At 71.4% G+C, this 18,385-nt stretch carries 14 protein-coding genes; 8 read left to right on the plus strand and 6 right to left on the minus strand.

The window, feature by feature from the left end; translation table 11 throughout:
* Positions 1-31 precede the first annotated feature (31 nt).
* From BLP83_RS08465 to BLP83_RS08480, 4 genes are all read left to right on the plus strand, one after another.
* Positions 32-1,126, plus strand: a complete 1,095-nt coding sequence (locus BLP83_RS08465) for an efflux RND transporter periplasmic adaptor subunit (protein ID WP_091241280.1) — start codon at positions 32-34, stop codon at positions 1,124-1,126.
* 11 nt (positions 1,127-1,137) lie between these two features.
* Positions 1,138-4,275: an efflux RND transporter permease subunit gene (locus BLP83_RS08470; RefSeq protein ID WP_091241283.1), complete on the plus strand. Its 3,138-nt coding sequence runs from the start codon at positions 1,138-1,140 to the stop codon at positions 4,273-4,275.
* A 467-nt stretch (positions 4,276-4,742) separates the two neighbouring features.
* Positions 4,743-5,591 carry a TrmH family RNA methyltransferase gene (locus tag BLP83_RS19395; protein WP_425388993.1) on the plus strand — a complete coding sequence of 283 codons (849 nt, stop codon included), beginning with the start codon at positions 4,743-4,745 and terminating at the stop codon, positions 5,589-5,591.
* Positions 5,592-5,782: 191 nt separating this feature from the next.
* On the plus strand, positions 5,783-6,295 hold the full coding sequence (locus tag BLP83_RS08480; protein ID WP_091241287.1) for a discoidin domain-containing protein: 513 nt from the start codon (positions 5,783-5,785) through the stop codon (positions 6,293-6,295).
* 306 nt (positions 6,296-6,601) lie between these two features.
* Here BLP83_RS08480 and BLP83_RS08485 read toward each other — a convergent pair whose 3' ends face one another.
* The 4 genes from BLP83_RS08485 to bioD form a co-directional block, all read right to left on the minus strand.
* A complete protein-coding gene (locus BLP83_RS08485) occupies positions 6,602-7,954 on the minus strand; it encodes an NHL repeat-containing protein (RefSeq protein WP_091241290.1) in 1,353 nt (450 codons plus the stop codon).
* Positions 7,955-8,268: 314 nt separating this feature from the next.
* A complete protein-coding gene (locus tag BLP83_RS08490; protein WP_091241292.1) occupies positions 8,269-11,085 on the minus strand; it encodes a serine/threonine-protein kinase in 2,817 nt (938 codons plus the stop codon).
* On the minus strand, positions 11,082-11,660 hold the full coding sequence (locus BLP83_RS18640) for an ECF-type sigma factor (RefSeq protein WP_176764079.1): 579 nt from the start codon (positions 11,658-11,660) through the stop codon (positions 11,082-11,084). The genes BLP83_RS08490 and BLP83_RS18640 overlap by 4 nt, the downstream gene beginning before the upstream one ends.
* On the minus strand, positions 11,657-12,337 hold the full coding sequence (gene bioD / locus BLP83_RS08500; protein ID WP_091241298.1) for a dethiobiotin synthase: 681 nt from the start codon (positions 12,335-12,337) through the stop codon (positions 11,657-11,659). Before bioD ends, BLP83_RS18640 begins: the two co-directional genes overlap by 4 nt.
* Before the next feature lie 94 nt (positions 12,338-12,431).
* Here bioD and BLP83_RS08505 point away from each other — a divergent pair, with 94 nt between their 5' ends.
* From BLP83_RS08505 to rnk, 3 genes are all read left to right on the plus strand, one after another.
* A complete protein-coding gene (locus BLP83_RS08505) occupies positions 12,432-12,914 on the plus strand; it encodes a GAF domain-containing protein (RefSeq protein WP_091241300.1) in 483 nt (160 codons plus the stop codon).
* The gene (locus BLP83_RS08510; RefSeq protein ID WP_091241303.1) at positions 12,911-13,360 is read left to right on the plus strand and encodes a TfoX/Sxy family protein; all 450 of its coding nucleotides are present in this window, start codon (positions 12,911-12,913) and stop codon (positions 13,358-13,360) included. The genes BLP83_RS08505 and BLP83_RS08510 overlap by 4 nt, the downstream gene beginning before the upstream one ends.
* 127 nt (positions 13,361-13,487) lie before the next feature.
* On the plus strand, positions 13,488-13,904 hold the full coding sequence (gene rnk, locus BLP83_RS08515) for a nucleoside diphosphate kinase regulator (protein WP_091241306.1): 417 nt from the start codon (positions 13,488-13,490) through the stop codon (positions 13,902-13,904).
* A 9-nt stretch (positions 13,905-13,913) separates the two neighbouring features.
* Here rnk and BLP83_RS08520 read toward each other — a convergent pair whose 3' ends face one another.
* Positions 13,914-16,202, minus strand: coding sequence for a patatin-like phospholipase family protein (locus BLP83_RS08520; RefSeq protein ID WP_176764080.1), 2,289 nt, complete (start codon positions 16,200-16,202; stop codon positions 13,914-13,916).
* A gap of 142 nt (positions 16,203-16,344) precedes the next feature.
* Positions 16,345-16,896: a DUF1415 domain-containing protein gene (locus BLP83_RS08525; protein WP_091241313.1), complete on the minus strand. Its 552-nt coding sequence runs from the start codon at positions 16,894-16,896 to the stop codon at positions 16,345-16,347.
* A gap of 189 nt (positions 16,897-17,085) precedes the next feature.
* Between BLP83_RS08525 and BLP83_RS08530 the strand changes: the two genes are divergently transcribed.
* Positions 17,086-18,354, plus strand: coding sequence for an efflux RND transporter periplasmic adaptor subunit (locus BLP83_RS08530; protein ID WP_091241316.1), 1,269 nt, complete (start codon positions 17,086-17,088; stop codon positions 18,352-18,354).
* Positions 18,355-18,385 lie beyond the last annotated feature (31 nt).

The raw sequence follows: 18,385 nt of genomic DNA on the forward strand, positions 1-18,385 counted from the left end.
CCGCTGGCTGCAACCGCCCCCCGAGGTTCGCATGCACTTCCCGTCGCGCTTCAAGCGCTTGAAACACACGTCCGGTCCGCTGCTCTGCGCGCTGTCGATTGGCCTGCTGATGGCGGCCTGCGGCAGCGAAGCCCCTGCACCAGGTTCCTCGGGCGGCATGCCGCCGGCGACCGTGATCAGCGCCACGGTGGCGACGCAGCCGTGGGTCGACCAGATCGAAGCGCTTGGCACGGCACAGGCCAGCGAGTCGGTGACCCTGACTGCCAAGGTCACCGAGACGGTCGATGCGGTGAAGTTCGAGGACGGTGACCGCGTCGCCGCCGGCGACATCCTGGTCGACCTCTCGGGCCGCGCCGAAGTGGCCAACCTCGAAGAAGCCCAGGCCACGTTCAAGGAGGCCCAGCAGCAGTACGAGCGCCTCGTCGGCCTGGTCGAGAACGGCACCGTGCCGCGCAGCCAGCTGGACAGCCAGATCGCCGCCCGCGATGCCGCCCGGGCCCGGGTCGAGACCATCCGCGCGCGCCTGGCGGATCGTGTCATCACCGCGCCCTTCGCCGGCGTACTCGGTTTCCGTCAGGTCAGCCCCGGCACCCTGGTCACCCCGGGCACGCCGATCGCCACGCTCGACGACATCTCGGTGATCAAGCTCGACTTCGCCGTGCCCGAGACCTTCCTGTCTGCGGTGGCCGCGGGGCAGACCGTGCGGGCGCGCAGCGCGGCCTATCCGGGCCAGGAATTCACCGGCGTGGTCGCGACCGTGGGTTCGCGCGTCGATCCGGTCTCGCGTGCGGTGATGGTGCGCGCCGACTTCGAGAACCCGCAGCTGCTGCTGCGACCCGGCATGCTGCTGACCGTGCGGGTGGAGAAGCCGGCGCGCGAGGCGATCGTGATCCCCGAACTTGCCCTGCTGCAGGTTGGCTCCCAGAGCTTCGTCTACCGCGTCGGTGCGGAGGGCGCGGTGGAGCGCGCCAACGTGCGCGCCGGCGCGCGCCGCCGCGGCGAGGTGGAGATCGTCGAGGGCCTGGCGGTCGGCGAGCGCATCGTGGTCGAGGGCACGGTCAAGCTGCGTCCCGGCGTGCGCGTGGTGGAGGCGGCGGCAGCGACTGCCGCGGCCCCGGCAGGCTGAGGGAGGGCGCCATGGTCCTGTCCGATCTTTCAATCAAGCGTCCGGTGCTGGCTACCGTGATGAACCTGCTGCTGGTGGTGCTCGGCGTGATGGCCTACAGCACCCTGACCGTGCGCGAGCTGCCGGATATCGATCCGCCGATCGTCTCGGTCGAAGTGACCTACACCGGTGCCTCTGCGGCAGTGGTGGAAACCCGCGTCACCCAGATCCTGGAGGACGCGGTCAGCGGCATCGAAGGCATCGAGTCGGTCGACTCGCGCAGCCGCAACGGCGCCAGCAACGTCACCATCGAGTTCGGCCTGAATCGCGACATCGAGGCCGCCACCAACGACGTGCGCGACGCCATCAGCCGCGTCATCGACCGACTGCCGCAGGAGGTCAACGCCCCACAGGTGGCCAAGGTCGAGGCCGACTCGCAGCCGATCATCTGGCTGAACATGAACTCCGACCGGATGGACACGCTCGAGTTGACCGACTACGCCGAGCGCTACATCACCGACCGGCTGTCGGCACTCGATGGCGTCGCCGCGGTGCGCGTCGGCGGCCAGCAGCGCTATGCCATGCGTATCTGGCTGGACCGGCAGGCCCTGGCCGCGCGCGGGCTGACGGTCAACGACGTCGAGAGTGCGCTGCGCCGCGAGAACATCGAGCTGCCGGCCGGTCGCCTGCAGTCGGAAACCCGCGACTTCACCCTGCGCGTCACCCGCAACTACCTGACCGCGGATGACTTTGCCCAGCTCTCGCTGGCCAAGGGCGAAGACGGCTACGTGGTGCGGCTGGGCGACGTCGCCCGCGTCGAGCGCGCCTCCAGCGAGCGGCGCGCCTATTTCCGCGGCAACGGCCAACCCAACCTGGGCCTCGGCATCGTCAAGACCTCGACTGCCAACAGTCTCGATGTCGCCAAGGCGGTCAAGGCCGAGGTCGAGCGCATCCAGTCCACGCTGCCCGAGGGCGCCAGCCTGATCGTCGCCTTCGACACCACCATCTTCATCGACTCGGCGCTGAAGCGCGTGCAGTGGACCCTGCTCGAAGCCATGGTGCTGGTGCTGATCGTGATCTACCTGTTCCTCGGCAGCCTGCGCGCGGCCCTGGTGCCGGCGGTGACGGTGCCGGTCTGCCTGATCGCCGCCTTCATGGCGCTGTCGGCCTTCGGCTTCTCGATCAATCTGCTGACCCTGCTGGCCTTGGTGCTGTGCATCGGCCTCGTCGTCGACGATGCCATCATCGTGCTGGAGAACGTGCAGCGCCGCGCCGACCTCGGCGAGCCCGCCCTGCTGGCGTCCAAGCGCGGCACCGCCCAGGTGGCGTTCGCGGTGATCGCCACCACGGCCGTGCTGGTGGCGGTGTTCCTGCCGGTGGGTTTCATGCAGTCGAACGCGGGACGTCTGTTCCGTGAGCTGGCGGTGGCGCTGTCGGCGGCGGTCGCGATCTCCAGCTTCGTCGCGCTGACCCTGACCCCGATGATGTGCTCGAAGCTGGTGCGGCCGAACGAGCGGCCGAACCGCTTCAACGCCCTGTTCCTTGACTTCATTGCAGCGGTCGCCAAGCGCTACGGCCAGCTGGTCAACGCCATGGTGCATCGCTCGCGCGCGGCGCTGACGGCAGGCCTTGCGATCGCCTTCGCCGGCGTCGGCGTGCTGGCGGTGTGGCTGTTCAATACCGTGCCCAGCGAGCTCGCGCCGGATGAGGATCGCGGCAGTTTCTTCGTCAGCATCCAGGGCCCCGAGGGCGCCGGCTTCGACTACACGGTCAGCCAGGTGCAGCAGATCGAGGAGCGGCTGATGCCCTTCGTCACCGACGGCCCGGTGCAGCGCATGAACACGCGCGTGCCGGGCGGCTTCGGCGCCAGCGAGGAGATGCACACCGGCTTCGCCATCGTGATCCTGAAGGACTGGGCCGAGCGCGAGATGAGCACGGGCGAGGTGATCGACGCGTTCCGGGCCCAGCTGAACAGCATCCCCGGCGTGCGCGCCTTCGCCCAGGGCCGCGGTGGCGGTCTCGGCGGCGGCCGCGGCCAGCCCCTGCAGTTCGTGCTGGGCGGGCCCAACTACGAGGAGCTCTCGCAGTGGCGCGATCGCATGCTGGCGCGCATCGACGAGAACCCCGGCATCTTCGCTGCGGACTCGGATTACCAGGAAACCCGCCCGCAGATGCGCATCGACATCGACCGCGCGCGCGCGGCCGACCTCGGCGTGTCGGTGCAGGAGATCGGCCGCACGCTGGAGACCCTGATGGGCTCGCGGCGCGTCACCACCTATGTCGAGGACGGAGAGGAGTACGACGTGGTGCTGCAGGCCGAAGAAGCCTTCCGCAGCGGCCCGACCGACCTCACAGGCGTCTACGTGCGCTCCGAGCGCACCCGCGAGCTGATCCCGCTGGCCAATCTCGTCACCCTGTCCGAGCTGGCCGAGCCGGGCAGCTTCAACCGCTTCAACCGCCTGCGCGCGATCACCATCTCGGCCAACCTCGCGGCCGGCTACACCTTGGGCGAGGCGATTCGCTGGGTCGAGCAGACCGCCCGCGAGGAGCTGCCCGACTACGCGCAGATCGACTACAAGGGCGGCTCGCGCGAGTTCGTCAAGGCCAGCGGCAGCGCGCTGACCACGTTCGCCATGGCCCTGCTGGTGGTCTACCTGGTGCTGGCGGCGCAGTTCGAGAGCTTCATCCATCCGCTGGTGATCATGTTCACCGTGCCCTTGGCGGTGCTGGGCGCGCTCGGCGGCCTCTGGCTCACGGGCGGAACCCTGAACCTGTTCAGCCAGATCGGCATCGTCATGCTGGTGGGCCTCGCGGCCAAGAACGGCATCCTGATCGTCGAGTTCGCCAACCAGCTGCGCGACGAAGGGCGGCAGGTGCTGGACGCGATCACCGAGGCCGCCTCGGTGCGCCTGCGGCCGATCCTGATGACCTCGATCGCCACGATTGCCGGTGCGGTGCCGCTGGTGGTGGCCGGCGGCCCGGGCTCGGCCAGCCGCGCCACCATCGGCGTGGTGGTGATCTTCGGCGTGGCCTTCTCGACCCTGCTGTCGCTGTTCGTGGTGCCGGCCTTCTATGCCCTGCTGGCACCGTTCACCCGCTCACCCGAGGCGCTGGGACGTAAGCTCGACGAACTCGACGAGCAGGTCGCGCCGGTGGGGGGCCACGCATGAGTCATGAGAGCGGAGACGGCGGCAACGAGGGCGATCGCGGTCTTGGCGCCAAGCGCGGTGCCGGCGAGGGCTCGCCGTGGTCGGCGCGCCGCGCTGCGGGCGAAGGCCCCGCGCGCGCGGGCGGAGCGCGCAGCGTGCAAGGCAGCGGCGAGCGCAGCAGCGGCCCATGGCCTGCGCGTGCCTCACGCCCCGCGGACGCCCCCCGCGGGCCTGGTCCGCGGGCGGAGTCGCCCGAGCCGCCGCGCGATCGCAGCGACCGCAGGTCCGCTGAGGCCGCCGCACCTTCCGGCAACCGCGGCCCGTGGTCGCGCGGCGATGCGGCCTCCGCGGGCCCGCGCCGCGAGCCGCCGCCGCGTGGTTCGTCTGCGCCACGCCCGCACGCGGGCAGCGAGCGGGCAGCCCATGGCGAGGCCCGACCGCGACCCGATCGCGAGCGCGGGCCCTCGCGACGCGACGCGGACACGGCGATCGCAGGCCGCGGCACAGACGCCCACCGCGGCCCGCGTCCAGCGCGTCGCGAAGAGCGTCAGGACGAGACTGTCGCGACGCCGCGCGTGCTGCGTGAGCCTGAGCAGAAAATCTGCGGCCTGAACGCCGCGCGCGCCGCCTTTGCCGCGCGGCCCGAAGCCCTGCGCAAGGTGTATCTCAGCGAGGCGCGCATCGGCGCGCTGCGCGAGCTGCTGGCCTTCTGCGTGGCCAAGCGTCTCGGCTATCGCGTGGTCGAGGATGAAGAGCTCGAACGCATCAGCGGCGGCAGCCACCACGAGGGCGTCTGCCTGCTGATGCAGCCGCGGCCCGAGCGCGATCTGCAGGGCCTGCTCGATGCCCTGCCGCGCACCGGCCCGGTGCGCCTGCTGTGGCTGGACGGCGTCGGCAATCCGCACAACCTGGGCGCGGTGCTGCGTTCGGCCGCGCACTTCGGCGCCCAGGCCGTGCTGCTGCCGCCGCAGTCCACGCTCTCGCTGTCGGCCGCCGCCGCGCGCGTCGCCGAGGGCGGCGCCGAGCACGTGCCGGTGGTGCGGCTGGACGGACAGGGCAGCAGCGCCGAGCTCCGCGCCCTTGAGCAGCTCGTCGAAGCCGGCTTCGTCACCGTCGCCACCCTGCCGGCCGGCGCCACTGACCTGTACGCCCAGCCGCTGCCGCAGCGCGCGGTGTTCGTGCTCGGCGCCGAGGGCGAGGGCATGCAGAAGCGTCTGGTCGAGCACTGCGAGCGCGCGGTCTCGATCCCCGGCAGCGGCCGCGTCGAGAGCCTCAACATCGCCAACGCGGTGGCGGTGCTGCTGGCCGAGCACTGGCGCCAGCATCCCTTGCGCTGACACGGGCCGGATCGGGCGCGCCCCACGACCGTCGCGCTCGGGGCCGCCCGGGCGCTGCAAGCGTCGCTGCGGACCGATGGCGCCCGCAGCCTTGCTGCGCGCGGGTGGTTCGCACTCGGATTGAGAACGATCAAGGCATCCACCGGGCTGGACGCGCCACCCTTGGCGAAGATCGACCAGGGGAGTGCGCCATGCCGAGACCTTCAATTCCAGCGCTCGCGCTGTGGATCTGCTGCCTGTGCCTGCCGCTCGCTGCCGCGGCGCAGCCGGCCAATCTGGCGCTCGGCAAGCCGGTCAATGCATTGACCGACACCGTCAGCGGACAGCCGGGCGACGTGGTCGACGGTGATCCGGCCACCGTCTGGTGGAGCTATCAGGGCAACTACACCGAGGTCTCGTTCGTGCTCGATCTGGGCCGCGCCGAGCACTTCACCTCGGTGGTGCAGTTTCCCCGGCAGACTTCGCTGCTCGTGGTCGAGTTCTCACTCGACGCGCAGCGCTGGGAACCGTTGCATCAGCAGACCCTGCCCTGGCCGGGCAATGCCGAGGTGGCGGTCCAGCGAGCAGACCGCCCACGCGCACGCTTCTTCCGCTACACCGGCAGCAATGCTGAAACCGCATACGCCGGCGTCGGCGATTTCCAGGTCTTCGATGCCGACGGTGTGTTCGCCGACGGCTTCGAGGGCGACGCTGCGGTGCCCTAGCCAACGGCCGCCCCGGGGAGATTCGTCGCAGCTTCACCCAAGAGTTGTGCTGAGGTCGCGACGCAGTGGCTGGTCAGGGCTCGTCAGACCGCTGTCTGGCGATGCCCAGGGCACGCTGGGTCAAGCCGCACCGAGTACGCGCGTACTTGATTCGCGAGTACGCCGTCCAGGCGCGAGAGGCTCCGATGCATGCGAGCTTTCCCGGCGTATTCAGACGACTGCCGCGGCGGCCGTGCTCTGTCCGATCCCGGGCTCGACCTCGACCGGTCAGGCGTTGATGCCTGCCGCGGGAGGGCGATGCCCGGCTCAGGGCTCGAAGCCGTTGGCGAACAGCGGCGCGTCGGGCGTGGTGAACGCGGCGATCGCGAAATCGTCGTCGGTGTTGCCGGTCCAGCGGCTGCTGCCGGCCAGCAGGATGCGCGGGCCGGCGTTGCGCAGGTCACGAACGCTCGCCAGCGGTGAGTCGAGGCCATTGCCCGCGTTGAAGCTGGTGCCGATGTGGGCGCTGCCGGTGTTGAAGCCGGTGTCCGGCGTGCCGTCGGCCAGGTAGCGGAACAGTCCGAAGCGGCTGTTCGGCCCCGAGCTGTTGGTGATGTCGGCGGCGACCAGCAGGCGACCCTCGGCGTCCACTGCCACCGCCCGAAAGCGCAGGTCATCGGTCGGAAACGGCGCGAACTCGGTACGCAGGAAGTCCACCGCACCGCTGCTGCCGATGCGCAGCAGCAGGCCGACCTGACGCGCATCGCCGGGAGCGCCATTCGGGTTCACCCGATTCGCCGCCAGCAGCGCGCCGCCGTTTCCCGGCAGCGCGGCGATCGCGCTGACGCCGACCTGGGTGCAGCCGTTGGTGGTGCCGGCCAGCGCGCTGCTGCCCAGCGGATCGGCATCCAGGCTCAGGCCGCCCGGGCCGGCGCCGAGGCTGACGCTGTAGACCGCCAGCAGGCAGCTCTGGGGCCCGGTGAAGGGTAGGCCGACCAGCAGCGCATCGCGTGCCGTCGACCAGACCGCGGCACCGGTCTCGAGCAGCGGCGAGGCGCTCAGGAAGACGCTGCCCTGGTTCTGCGCATTGGCGTCCATGGCGGTGACATGGGTGGCCCAGCCGAAGCTCGCATCGGGGCGCGCACGCACCAGCGCGATCACCTGGTCCTGCGGACCCACCGCCAGCGCCAGCACGCTGTCCTCGCCATTGAGATCGATGCGGGCGAGGCCGAGGAAGCCGAAGCTGGGGTCGACCTCGCCATTCGGCAGGAGGCGGCCCAGCAGCACATCGCTGCCGCCGGAGACCGCCGTGTTGCCGGCAAAAACCACCCGCCCTTGGCTGTCCTGCACCGCATCGATGACCTCCGGGGTGTTCACGGCATAGCTGCGCTTGCCATTGGTGCCGAACGAGGTGTCGAGCTGGCCGGACAGGTTCAGCTTTGTCAGGGCCAGGGCGAGCCCCGGGCTGTTGCTGGCCTGGCCGACCACCAGATAGCCGCCCGCGGTGGGGAAGATCCGGCGCGCACCATCGGTGGCCGCGCTGTCGAGATCGAAGGACACGGTGCGCCGGCCGTCGCCGTCAAAGCTGGCGTCCAGGCTGACCTGGGCGGCAGCGGGCAGGGCGGCCAGCAGCAGCGCGGCGCAGGCGGTTGTAAACAGGGGGCTGAGTCGGGCGAACATCGGCAGGCTCCGTGGGTGTCTGCCGGGGGATACGCAGAACGCGTGACGGATCCGGCGCGGTTCTGTTGAGACACTGCGGCCGAGCCACGGGGCGCTCTGGCCTCGTCACCGCCATCGCCGGCATTGGGTGGGCCCTGGTCGACCATGAGCCCAACGCTTGCGCCGGTGCCAAGCAACGCAACGTCGCCTGCACAGGGTGGGCCCTGGCCCACCGTGAGCCCAACGCTTGCCCCGGTGCCAAGCGACGAACGATAGCGGCAAGCGTCACGGCCCTGGTGGGCCAGGGTCCACCCTATGGATGTCCGTCGCCCAGCCTACGGGTTGCGCTTCGCCGCGGCGGCCAGCTCGTCGACGCTGGCGCGGGTCAGCGGGCTGCCTTCGCCGAGGCTCGCGCGCCGCTGCTCAAGCACGCTGCGCAGCAGGGCGAGCGCCTGCTCGCGATCGGCGTCAGGCAGGTCGAACAGGGCCAGAGCCAGCTCGCGTTCGGCTTCGGCGCGGCGCGGTCCGCCGTTCGGCGAAATGCTTTCGCGATACTCGGCGGCCACGACCTCGGCGACCGTCAGCGCGCGCTCCGGCTGTCCGGCGAGACGCAGCGCACGCGCCTGGATCACCCGGGTCCAGGTCGTGAGCTGGCCGAGCTCGGCCGCGAGGGCGAGGCTCTCGTCGATCAGCGGCAGCGCTTCGTTGGCGCGCTGCGCGGCCAGCAGTCCCATGGCCAGCGAATTGAGCTGCGCCGACAGCCGCGTGTGGTCGTCGAGTGCGCGGCTCTGCGCGACCAGCGCGCGCAGCGTTTCGAGGCCGGCGTCGACCTCGCCGACTTCGACGCGGGCCATCGCCTCGGCCTCCAGCGCGTTGCGGGTCTTGTGCGAATCGGCTCCGAAGGCGCGCTCGAACAGTGCGCGCGCCTCGCCGAAGCGCTGCCGCGCCAGCGCGAATTCGCCACGGCGGAAGCTGACCATGCCCCAGCCGAACAGTGCCTCAGCGCGCAGCGAGTCACGGTCGTCCAGCGGGCCCAGCGCCTGCCACAGTGCGCGGTACTCGGCATCGGCGGCGCCCAGCGCGCCCTCACCGATCAGCAGCCCGCAGAGCATCATCCGCGCCCACTGGCTGCGCGCGTGCGCGGGCCCGAGGCGCGCTTCGACCAGCGCGATCACCTCGCGCTGGCGGGCCATCGCGCGCGGCGTCTCCAACAGCCCGCGCAGGGCCTCGACTTCGGTCTCGTAAAGCTGCAGGCGCAGTCCGAGCGGCGCCTGCGGGTCGAGCTGCGCCAGCGCCAGTTCGATCGCGGCGACGGCCTCGCGCGGTCGACCGGCCTGCATCTGCGCACTTGCCACCAGCGCCAGCAGCTCGGCGCGGGCTGCCGGCGTCTGCCATGCCGTGGAGTGCAGATAGGGCGCGAGCAGGTCGATGGCCTCCTGCGACTTCGATCGCGCAAGCAGCAGCTGGCTGCGCAGCCCCAGCTCGCGCAGGGCCAGTGCGTCGGGTGGCTGCGCGGGCGACGGCAGCGGCAGCCCGGCCAGCCGGGCCAGGCCAGCGTCTATGGCGTCGCGCGCCAGCGCCAGGGCGGCCTGGTCCAGCGCGAGCGCGCGCTGCTCGTTGGCATCCAGAGCAAGCCTCGCCGAGAGTGCTTCGGCTTCGCTGAGCAGACTCGCTGCCTGATCCAGCTGGTCGAGGCCGAGGCTTGCGCGTGCCAGATCCTGCAGCAGCAGAAGTCGCGCGCGCGGCTCCAGCGATGCCTCGGCGCGCAGGCGTTCGGCGCCGCGCGCCAGCACCTCGGCCAGCGAGGGAGGCTCCGCATCCTGCAGCAGCGGGTCGGCGGCGCTGAACACCTCGCCGAGGAAGCGCCGCGCGGCTTCGGCCTGGGCCGCACGCTCGGCTGCGCGCTGCGCCTGCCAGAGGCTGCTGCCGATGCCGGCGGCGATGGCCAGTACCGCGACGCCGAGGCTGGCGCTGGCCAGCGGCTGTCGACGCATCCACTTGGCCAGGCGCTGCGGCCAGGGCGTGGGCCGGCTGCGCAGGGGGCGCTGTTCGCGCCAGGCGCGCAGGTCCTCGGCAAACGCGGCCGCACTCGGGTAGCGCGCGCCGGGCTGCGGCTCCAGCGCGCGGCCCAGGATCTGCTGCAGATCGCCGCGCAGCTGGCGGCGCAGCGCGCCTTCGCTCAGGCCGTAGCCGGCGGCGTTCTCGGCGCGGCCGAAGGCACGCCACAGCGACTCTGGCGATTCGCGTGCAGCCATCGAGCCCGCGGTCTCGCCGAAGGGCGAGCGTCCGCTCAGCAGCTCGAACAGCAGCAGGCCGGTGGAATACAGGTCGGCGGCGATGCCCGCGGGCTCGCCGGCGAGCTGCTCCGGCGCCGCGTAGCGCGGCGTCAGCGGCGCCGGCGCGCGCGTGCGGGTCAGCGCGGGGTCGAGTTCGCTGTCGTCGAGCAGGCGGGCGATGCCGAAGTCGAGCAGCTTGACCCGGCCCTCTGTGTCGACCATCACGTTGCCGGGCTTGAGATCGCGGTGCACGACGAGCTGACGGTGCGCGTGGTCGAGCGCGTCCAGCACCTGCAGGATCAGGTCGACGCGCGCGCGTGGGTCGAGCCGTCGACGCGCGCAGTGTTCCTGCAGGCCTTCGCCTTCGACGTATTCCATCGCCATCCACGGCGTGCCGCCGGGCTCGACGCCGGCGTCGATGAAGGCGGCGATGTGCGGATGGCTGAGGCGGGCGAGGATCCGGCGCTCGCGCAGGAAGCGCGCGCCGAGTTCCGGCCCGAGGCCGCTGCGGATGCGCTTCAGCGCCGCCCGCTGGCCCAGGCCCTCCACCGCGCGCTCGGCCAGCCAGACCTCACCCATGCCGCCTTCACCGAGCGGCTGCAGCAGCCGCCACGGGCCGAGCCTGTCGCCGCTGCGCGCGCTTGCCACGGCATCGACAGCGCCGACGGCCTGCGCCGCCGCGCCCTGGGTGAGGCAGTCGCCGGTGCGGGCATGGGCATCGAGCAGGCTGCGCAGGCGCGGCAGCAGGTGGGCGGCAGCGGGGTCGTCCCGCAGCGCGCTCAGCGCCTGCGCCTGTTCGGCGGCCGGCAGATCTGCCAGCTGCTCGAACAGCGCCGCCAGCGGCGCCCAGTCGGGATCGCTCGGGTCCCCGCTCATGCGCTGTCCGCGAGTTCGGCGAGCAGGAAGGCGCGGGCGAGATCCCAGCCGCGACGCACGCTGCGCTCGCTGATGCCGAGCGCGCTGCCGGTCTCCTCGAAGCTCAAGCCGGCGAAGAAATAAGCTTCGACGATGCGCACCAGCTTGGGGTCGCGGCGCTCGAGCTTCTGCAGGGCCTGATCGATGGCCAGCAGATCGGGGCCGTCGGCGGCGGGCAGGGCGGTGCCCAAGGTGACCGCGATCCAGTCGCCGCCGCGCTTCTGCGCCTGGCGCTCGCGGGCGAGGTCGACCAGCACCTGGCGCATGGCGCGGGCGGCCAGGTTGAGGAAATGCGCGCGGCTGTCCAGCGCCGGCGCGGCGCCCTGCGGAAACAGCTTGAACCAGGCCTCGTGCAGCAGCTCGGTGGGGCTGAGCTCGGACACCGCGCCGCTGCGCACGCGCTGGGCCAGGGCGCGCAGCTGGACGTAGGTCGCCGCCAGCGCGCGCGCGCCGGCGAGTGCGTCGCCCGCGCGCGCGGCGTTGATCAGGGCGGTCAGCGCTGGACCGTCAACATCCCCCTGTGCCGCTGCATTCACGCGTTGCGGGCCATCAGCCCCAGCGGGCCGAGGTCGAGGTCGGCGAGGGTGGCAGGCGCGTTCCACGCCAGTCGGCCCAGGCAGGGCACGGGGATGCGCCGCAGCAGGGCCTCGAAGTAGTGCTCGGCGAATTCGAGCTCCGGGTCGATCACGTTGCAGATCCAGCCGGCGACGCGCATTCCGTCCGCCTGCAGGGCCGCCAGGGTCAGCAGGGCGTGGTTGATGCAGCCCAGCCGCAGGCCGACCACCAGCACCACCGGCAGGTCCAAGGCCCGCACCAGATCGGCCTGCATCAGCTCGTGGTTGAGCGGGGCGCACCAGCCGCCGACGCCCTCCACCACCACATCGGCTTCGGCATGCAGCTGCTCATAGGCGGCGACCAGCTGGGGCAGGCCGAAGTGGACGCCTTCGATGCGGCAGGCGATCTCGGGCGCGGTCGCCGCCTTGAGGCAGACCGGGTTGACCAGGGCGTAGTCGGCCTGGAAGCTGCTGGCGCCCATCAGGTCAAGCGCGTCCTGGTTGACCCAGCCGCGGCGGTTCTCGCGTGCGCCCGAAGCGACCGGTTTCATGCCCACCGCGCGCCGGTCGAGGCGACGGATGGCGTGCAGCAAGGCGCAACTGGCGTGGGTCTTGCCCGCGCCGGTGTCGGTGCCGGTGACGAAACAGTTGAAGTGCATGGCGAGGCTCCGCGGGGGCAACAGGCGTCCAGTCTAGCGCCGCGGCGCGCGCTGCTAGACTTGCGCGCCGCATCCACGCACGAGGACCTTCCGCATGTTCGAAGCCGCTGCCCTGGCCGGTTCCAAGCCGGAACAGTATGCCGCCCTGGTCGAGCAGGCCCGGGCCCTTATGGCCGGCGAGCACGACCGCGTGGCCAATGCCGCCAACCTGTCGGCGCTGGCCTTCCATGCGCTGCCCGACCTGAACTGGCTGGGCTTCTACTTCTACGACGGCGAGGAGCTGGTGGTCGGCCCCTTCCAGGGCAAGCCGGCCTGCGTGCGGATTGCGCTGGGTCGCGGCGTCTGCGGCACCGCCGCCGCCACCGGCCGCACCCAGCGCGTTGACGATGTCGATGCCTTCCCCGGCCACATTCCCTGCGATTCGGCTTCGCGCTCCGAGGTGGTGGTGCCGATGTTCAAGGGCGAGCAGCTGGTCGGCGTGTTCGACATCGACAGCCCGGTGCTGGCGCGCTTCGACGCCGACGACGTGCGTGGTCTGGAAGCGCTGGCCGAAGTGTTCGTGGAGTCGCTGCGATGAGCGGTGATCGCCTGCGCAATGTCGGGCCGAAGTCGGCCGCCTGGCTGCGCCAGGTGGGCATCCGCACGCCCGAGGATCTGGTCGCGGCAGGTGCAGTCGGTGCCTTCATGAAGGTCAAGCGGGCCGGCTTCAAGCCCAGCCTGAACCTGCTGTACTCGCTGGAGGGCGCGCTGCTCGGCTGCCATTGGCAGCAGGTGCCGGAAGAGCGCCGCCAGCAGATGGCCGCCGAGGTGGAGAAGCTCAGCGAGCTGCTGCCGGACCCGAAGAAAAAGCGTCCCGGTGGGCCGGTGACCTACAGCGAGGGCCCGGCCATGCAGCGCGAGAACAGCGAGGACGAGCGTGGCCCCGAGCTGAGCTTCGGCTTCGACGATCCCTACGGCGGCAGCGAGGGGGGCGACAGCGCTGGCCATGACGGTGGCCACGACGGCGGACACGGCAGCGACTGAACTGGCTTGCCCGGCCGTCCGGTCCGGGCTATGGTCGCCGCGGTCGGCGATTGCGCCGCGCACGACCGAATCCCTCGGCCCGGGCTGGCAGCTGCCAGTCCGGGCCGATCTGCTTTTGGAGTTTCAGATGACTACCACTGCCCCTGAGCTCGTCGTGTCGAGCCTCGACTACGACCGACTCGACGCCATGATCGCCGCCCTGCCGCTGGAGCAGCGTGCCGCTGGCGAAGCCTTGGCTGCAGAGCTCGCACGGGCCCGGGTGGTCGAGCCGGCCGAGCTGCCGGCCGACCGCGTCAGCATGCGCAGCACGGTCTGCTTCGAGAGCACGCACGAGCACCATCCCTCGCGTCTGACCCTGGTCTACCCGCACCAGGTCGGTACCCATGCCGACCAGATCTCGGTGCTGGCGCCGGTCGGCACCGCGCTGTTGGGTCTCAAGGTCGGCGACAGCATTGACTGGACCCTGCCCGGCGGTGAAGTCACCCGCGTGCGCATTCTCGGCATCGACTACCAGCCCGAGCGCGAGGGCAAGCTGCACCTGTAAGTCGAAGCCTCAGCGCCGGAGGTCCTCGATCACTCCGCCGACCCGCAGGAAGGCGGCCGAGTCGCCTGAGCTCAGGCGGCCGTAGCCGAGGTAGACAGGGCCCAGCGGCGAGTCGACCCCGAAGAACAGGCTCGCGGCGTAATCGAGGCTGCCGGTCGAGGGACGCTCGAAGGGCAGCCAGTTCTGTCCGGCCTCCAGGCTGCCGCCGACGTACAGAGGCAGGGTGGCGAGCCCCAGATCATTGATCCGGCGATAGAACAGACTGCGCACGACAAAGGCCCGCGAGCCGATGCGCTCGCTGTCGCCCAGGCCCGAGAGCTGACCAAAGCCGCCCAGGAAGTTCAGCGCCTCGTCGGTATTGACGCCGCTCAGCGCCCAGTCCGCGCGCAGGCCGAGCAGCGCGGTGAACGGCCGCCATGCGATCGGCAGGTCGGCGCGCAGGCGCAGCACGTCGGCGCGGTTGTCCGAGCCGATGCCCGGGCGGTACAGCTCGGTGGCGACATCGAGCCGTGCGCCGCGGGTCGGAAAGCCAACGTCGTCGAGGCTGTCGAAGGTGGCCGCCAGCACCAGCGCACCGAGCGTGGTGTTGTTGTTGCGCTGGATATCCGGCGAACCGATGTCGCGACGCAGCTGCCGGCGCGCATGCTGCATGCCGGCCGAAAGCTGCCAGCGGGGATCGGGATAGAGGCCGATTTCGCCGCCGGTGCGCAGCTCTCGACGGCTGAACTCGGCGATCCTCACGCCAAGCAGCTCCGCCGGCTGGCGGGTGGCTTCGTACAGCCCGAAGGCCTGCAGGTAATAGCGGCCGTCGCCGCCGAAGGGCTGGTGGATCTCGCTGTACACACCGGAGCGGCGGCCGAGGTTGACCCGCGAGCGCCATTCGCGGCCGCGCTCGTCGAGCCCGGTCAGGCGCAGGTCGGCGCTGGCCTGGTAGCTGCTGCCGCCGCTGAAGTCGTCACCCAGGGCAAAGCCGAACTGCACAAAGCCCGGGCCCCAGCCCTTGTCGACCGGCTGCACCACGAGCACCGCGGCCTCGGCCTCGCGGCGCAGACGGTAATTGATGCGCTCGTAGTCGCCGCCGGCCATGGCCTCGTCGAGTCGCGCCTCCAGCTGATCCAGATCGAGCGCGCCGGGCGCGATGTCGCCGAGCAGCTTCTGCAGGCGCAGCGCCGAGCGTGAGCGTTCGCCGCTGACTTCGAAGCGCGCCACCTGCGGCGCCTCGCGCGCGCTGACGCGGCGCGCCGCCAGATGCTCGGCCCAGGCCGCCTCGTCCAGCGCCAGCGGCAGCAGGGCGGGCAGGGCGGCTTCCGCGGCGGCGCGGCCAACGGCGATGGTCGACAGGCTGTTCTCGAAGTCGGCCGAGGAGAATTCGCCCAGCGCGGGCCGGATCAGCACATCGTCGGGATGCAGTCCGGCCAGCACGCGGTCGGTTTCCTGCTTCATCAGCACCGAGATCATCTGCACGGTCACCGACAGCGGCGAGCCCAGCTGCTCTTCCTTCAACAGCGGCGCGCCGACGTCGACCACGATCAGGCGCTCGGCGCCCTGCTCGCGGGCCACGCGCACCGGCACGTTCTCGACGATGCCGCCGTCCACCATCAGCCGCCCCTCGACGCGGATCGGCGCGAACACGCCGGGGACGGCCATGCTCGCGCGCATCGCCAGTGCCAGATCACCTTCGCGCATCACCACGCGTTCGCCGTTGACGATGTCGGTGGCGACCGCGGCGAAGGGCAGGGGCAGCTGGCTGAAGTCCTCGATGCCCGCCACGCCCAGCGTCTGCCGGCGCAGCCACAGCAGCAGGCGATGGCCCTGCAGGGCGCCGCGCGGCAGCGCGAGGCGGCGTTCGCGGAAGCCGAGTTCGGCGCCGCCCAGGTTGGCGATGTCCTCGCGCTTGCGCCGCATCGGCTGCTCGGCGCGATCGGCGCTGTCGCGGAACAGTCGGCCCCAATCGATGGCGCGCATGATCGCTTCCATCTCGGTGGGCGACAGCCCGGTGGCGTACATGCCGCCGACCAGCGCGCCCATGCTGGTGCCGGCCACGCTGTCGACCGGAATCCGGTGTTCCTCCAGCACCTGCAGCACGCCGATATGCGCCGCGCCGCGCGCGCCGCCGCCGCCCAGGACCAGGCCGATGCGCGGTCGCTGGGCGGGCTCGGGCCGGGCTGCCTCATCGCCGGCTTCGCCCAGCACAGCCCCCGCTTCCATCGCGAGGATGGGCAGGCTGAGGCTCAACAGCAGGGCGAGCAGCAGGTGCGACAGGCTGCGTCGCGGCGGGAGCGATGGTAGGCGGTGCATGGGGTGCGTCCACTCGGAGCTGGCGCGCAGAATGCCGCAGGTGCTGGCGGCCGAGTAGGGTGCGCGGAGGGCCGTGGGCCCTGCGCCGGCAGACTCGATCCTGGCTCGCGGGGAGCCGCGGCGCCGTACCTTGCCGTGGGGATCAGTCCGCCTCGAACAGACGCCGCCAGCCCGCGTGGCCCAGCTCGCGCAGACGCTGCTGGTTGCGCTCGGGGATCGCATCGACATCGGCGCCGGCGTCGACGATGCGGCTGATGCTGTCCTCGCGCAGCACATGCAGCATCGGCAGCGGCGAGCGGTTCGTGCAGTTCTCGACGGCGTCGGCGTCCGCGCCCTCGAAGCGGTAGTCCGGGTGGAAGCTCGCCAACTGGAACTCGCCGGCATAGCCCAGCGCCTGCAGCAGCGCCTCGGCGGCGTGCAGCAGGTCGAGGTAGCCGTCGAAATCGGCGAGCAGCTGCGGAACCACCAGCAGGGTGGTCTCGACCTCGGTGATTTCGTGCTGGCGCAGATGCTCCAGCTCGCGCAGCAGCTCTTCGATCACACCGTCGCTGTCGGCGGCTTCGCTCAGCACCCATCGGATGCGTCCGCCGACATGCGGGGCGCGCGCATACGGGCAGAGGTTCAGGCCGATCACCGCGCGTTCGAGCCATTGCTGGCAGGCGGCGAGGGCGGTGCTGGGGTCGCGGGTGGGCATGCGCAGTCGGATCGAAGGGACAGGGCAGTCTGCCAGCCCCGGCACGGTCCGGTGCGGGGGCGCGTCCGCGCGGACGTCCGTCCGCTCCCGTCGGACAGCTTGAGCGGGGAACAAAGTTCAATGAAAACAGTGACCTGAGCGTTGGCACGCTGCCTGCTAGGTGTGAAGCATCCGCCAAGGAGGCTGACCATGATCCGTGACACCGCCGCCCAGGACCGCGCGCTTGCCCCCGCCACCCTGCCGCTCTGGCAGCGCCCCGCGCTGCGCCGCGGCGCGCTGATCGCGCTGCCGCTGCTGCTCGGCCTGTGGGGTCTGTCGGGCTGGCTGTCGGCCGAGCGTGGCGTGAGTGCTGAGCGCCTGCGCATCGCCGAGGTCAGCCGCGGCACCCTGATCCGCGATGCCGTGGTCGACGGCCGCGTCGTCGCCGCGGTCAGCCCGACCCTGTATGCGCCCTCGGCCGGCACGGTCAGCCTGCGCACCCAGGCGGGTGCGGGGGTCAAGGCCGGCGATGTCCTGCTGGAGATCGATTCGCCCGAGCTCAAATCCGAGCTCTCGCGCGAGCAGGCCAGCCTGGCCAGCCTGGAGGCCGAGGTCGGCCGCCAGCGCATCGAAGCCGAAAAGCTGCGGCAGCTGGCCCGGCGCACGCTGGACGAAGCCGACATCGCGCTGAATGCGCGCCGTCGTGACCTGGCGCGCACCGAGCGCGCCCACCGCATGGGCGCCCTGGCCGAGATCGAAGTGCTGCGCGCGCAGGATGCGGTGAAGAGCGCCGAAATCGTGCGTGAGCACGCGCTCCGCGGTGTCGATCTGGAAAGCCGCAGCGTCGGCTTCGATCTGGCGACCCGCGAGCAGGCGATGCAGCGCCAGAAGCTGGCGGTGCAGGAGCTGGAGCGCCGCGTCGATGCGCTCAGACTGCTCGCGCCGATCGACGGCCAGGTGGGGACGGTTTCGGTGATCGACCGCGCCGTGGTCGCCGCCAACGCGCCTCTGGTGACCGTGGTCGACCTCTCGCGCCTGCAGGCCGAGATCGAGGTGCCCGAGACCTTCGCCGACGACGTCGGCCTGGGCCTTGAAGTCAGCGTGCGCCTGCCGCAGGGCGAGGCGCCGGGGCGCGTGATTGCGATCTCGCCAGAGGTAGTGGCCAACCGCGTGCGCGTGCGCGTCGACTTCGAAGGCGGCCAACCGGCCGGCCTGCGCCAGAACCAGCGCCTGTCGGCGCGGCTGATGTTCGAGTCCAAGCCCGACGCGGTGATCGTGCAGCGCGGGCCCTTCGTTGAAGCCCAGGGCGGCCGCCATGCCTGGGTGATGGACGGCGACATCGCCGTGCGCCGCCCGATCCGCCTCGGCGCGCAGAGCGTCGGCGCGGTCGAGATCCTCGAAGGCGTCGCCCCCGGCGAGCGCATCGTCATCGCCGGCACCGAGCTGTTCGAGGACGCCGAGCGGGTGGCGGTGCGATGAGAGCCGGGATTCGGGATTGGGGATTCGGGAT

It is taken from the genome of Aquimonas voraii (assembly GCF_900101825.1).
Classification (GTDB): domain Bacteria; phylum Pseudomonadota; class Gammaproteobacteria; order Xanthomonadales; family Xanthomonadaceae; genus Aquimonas; species Aquimonas voraii.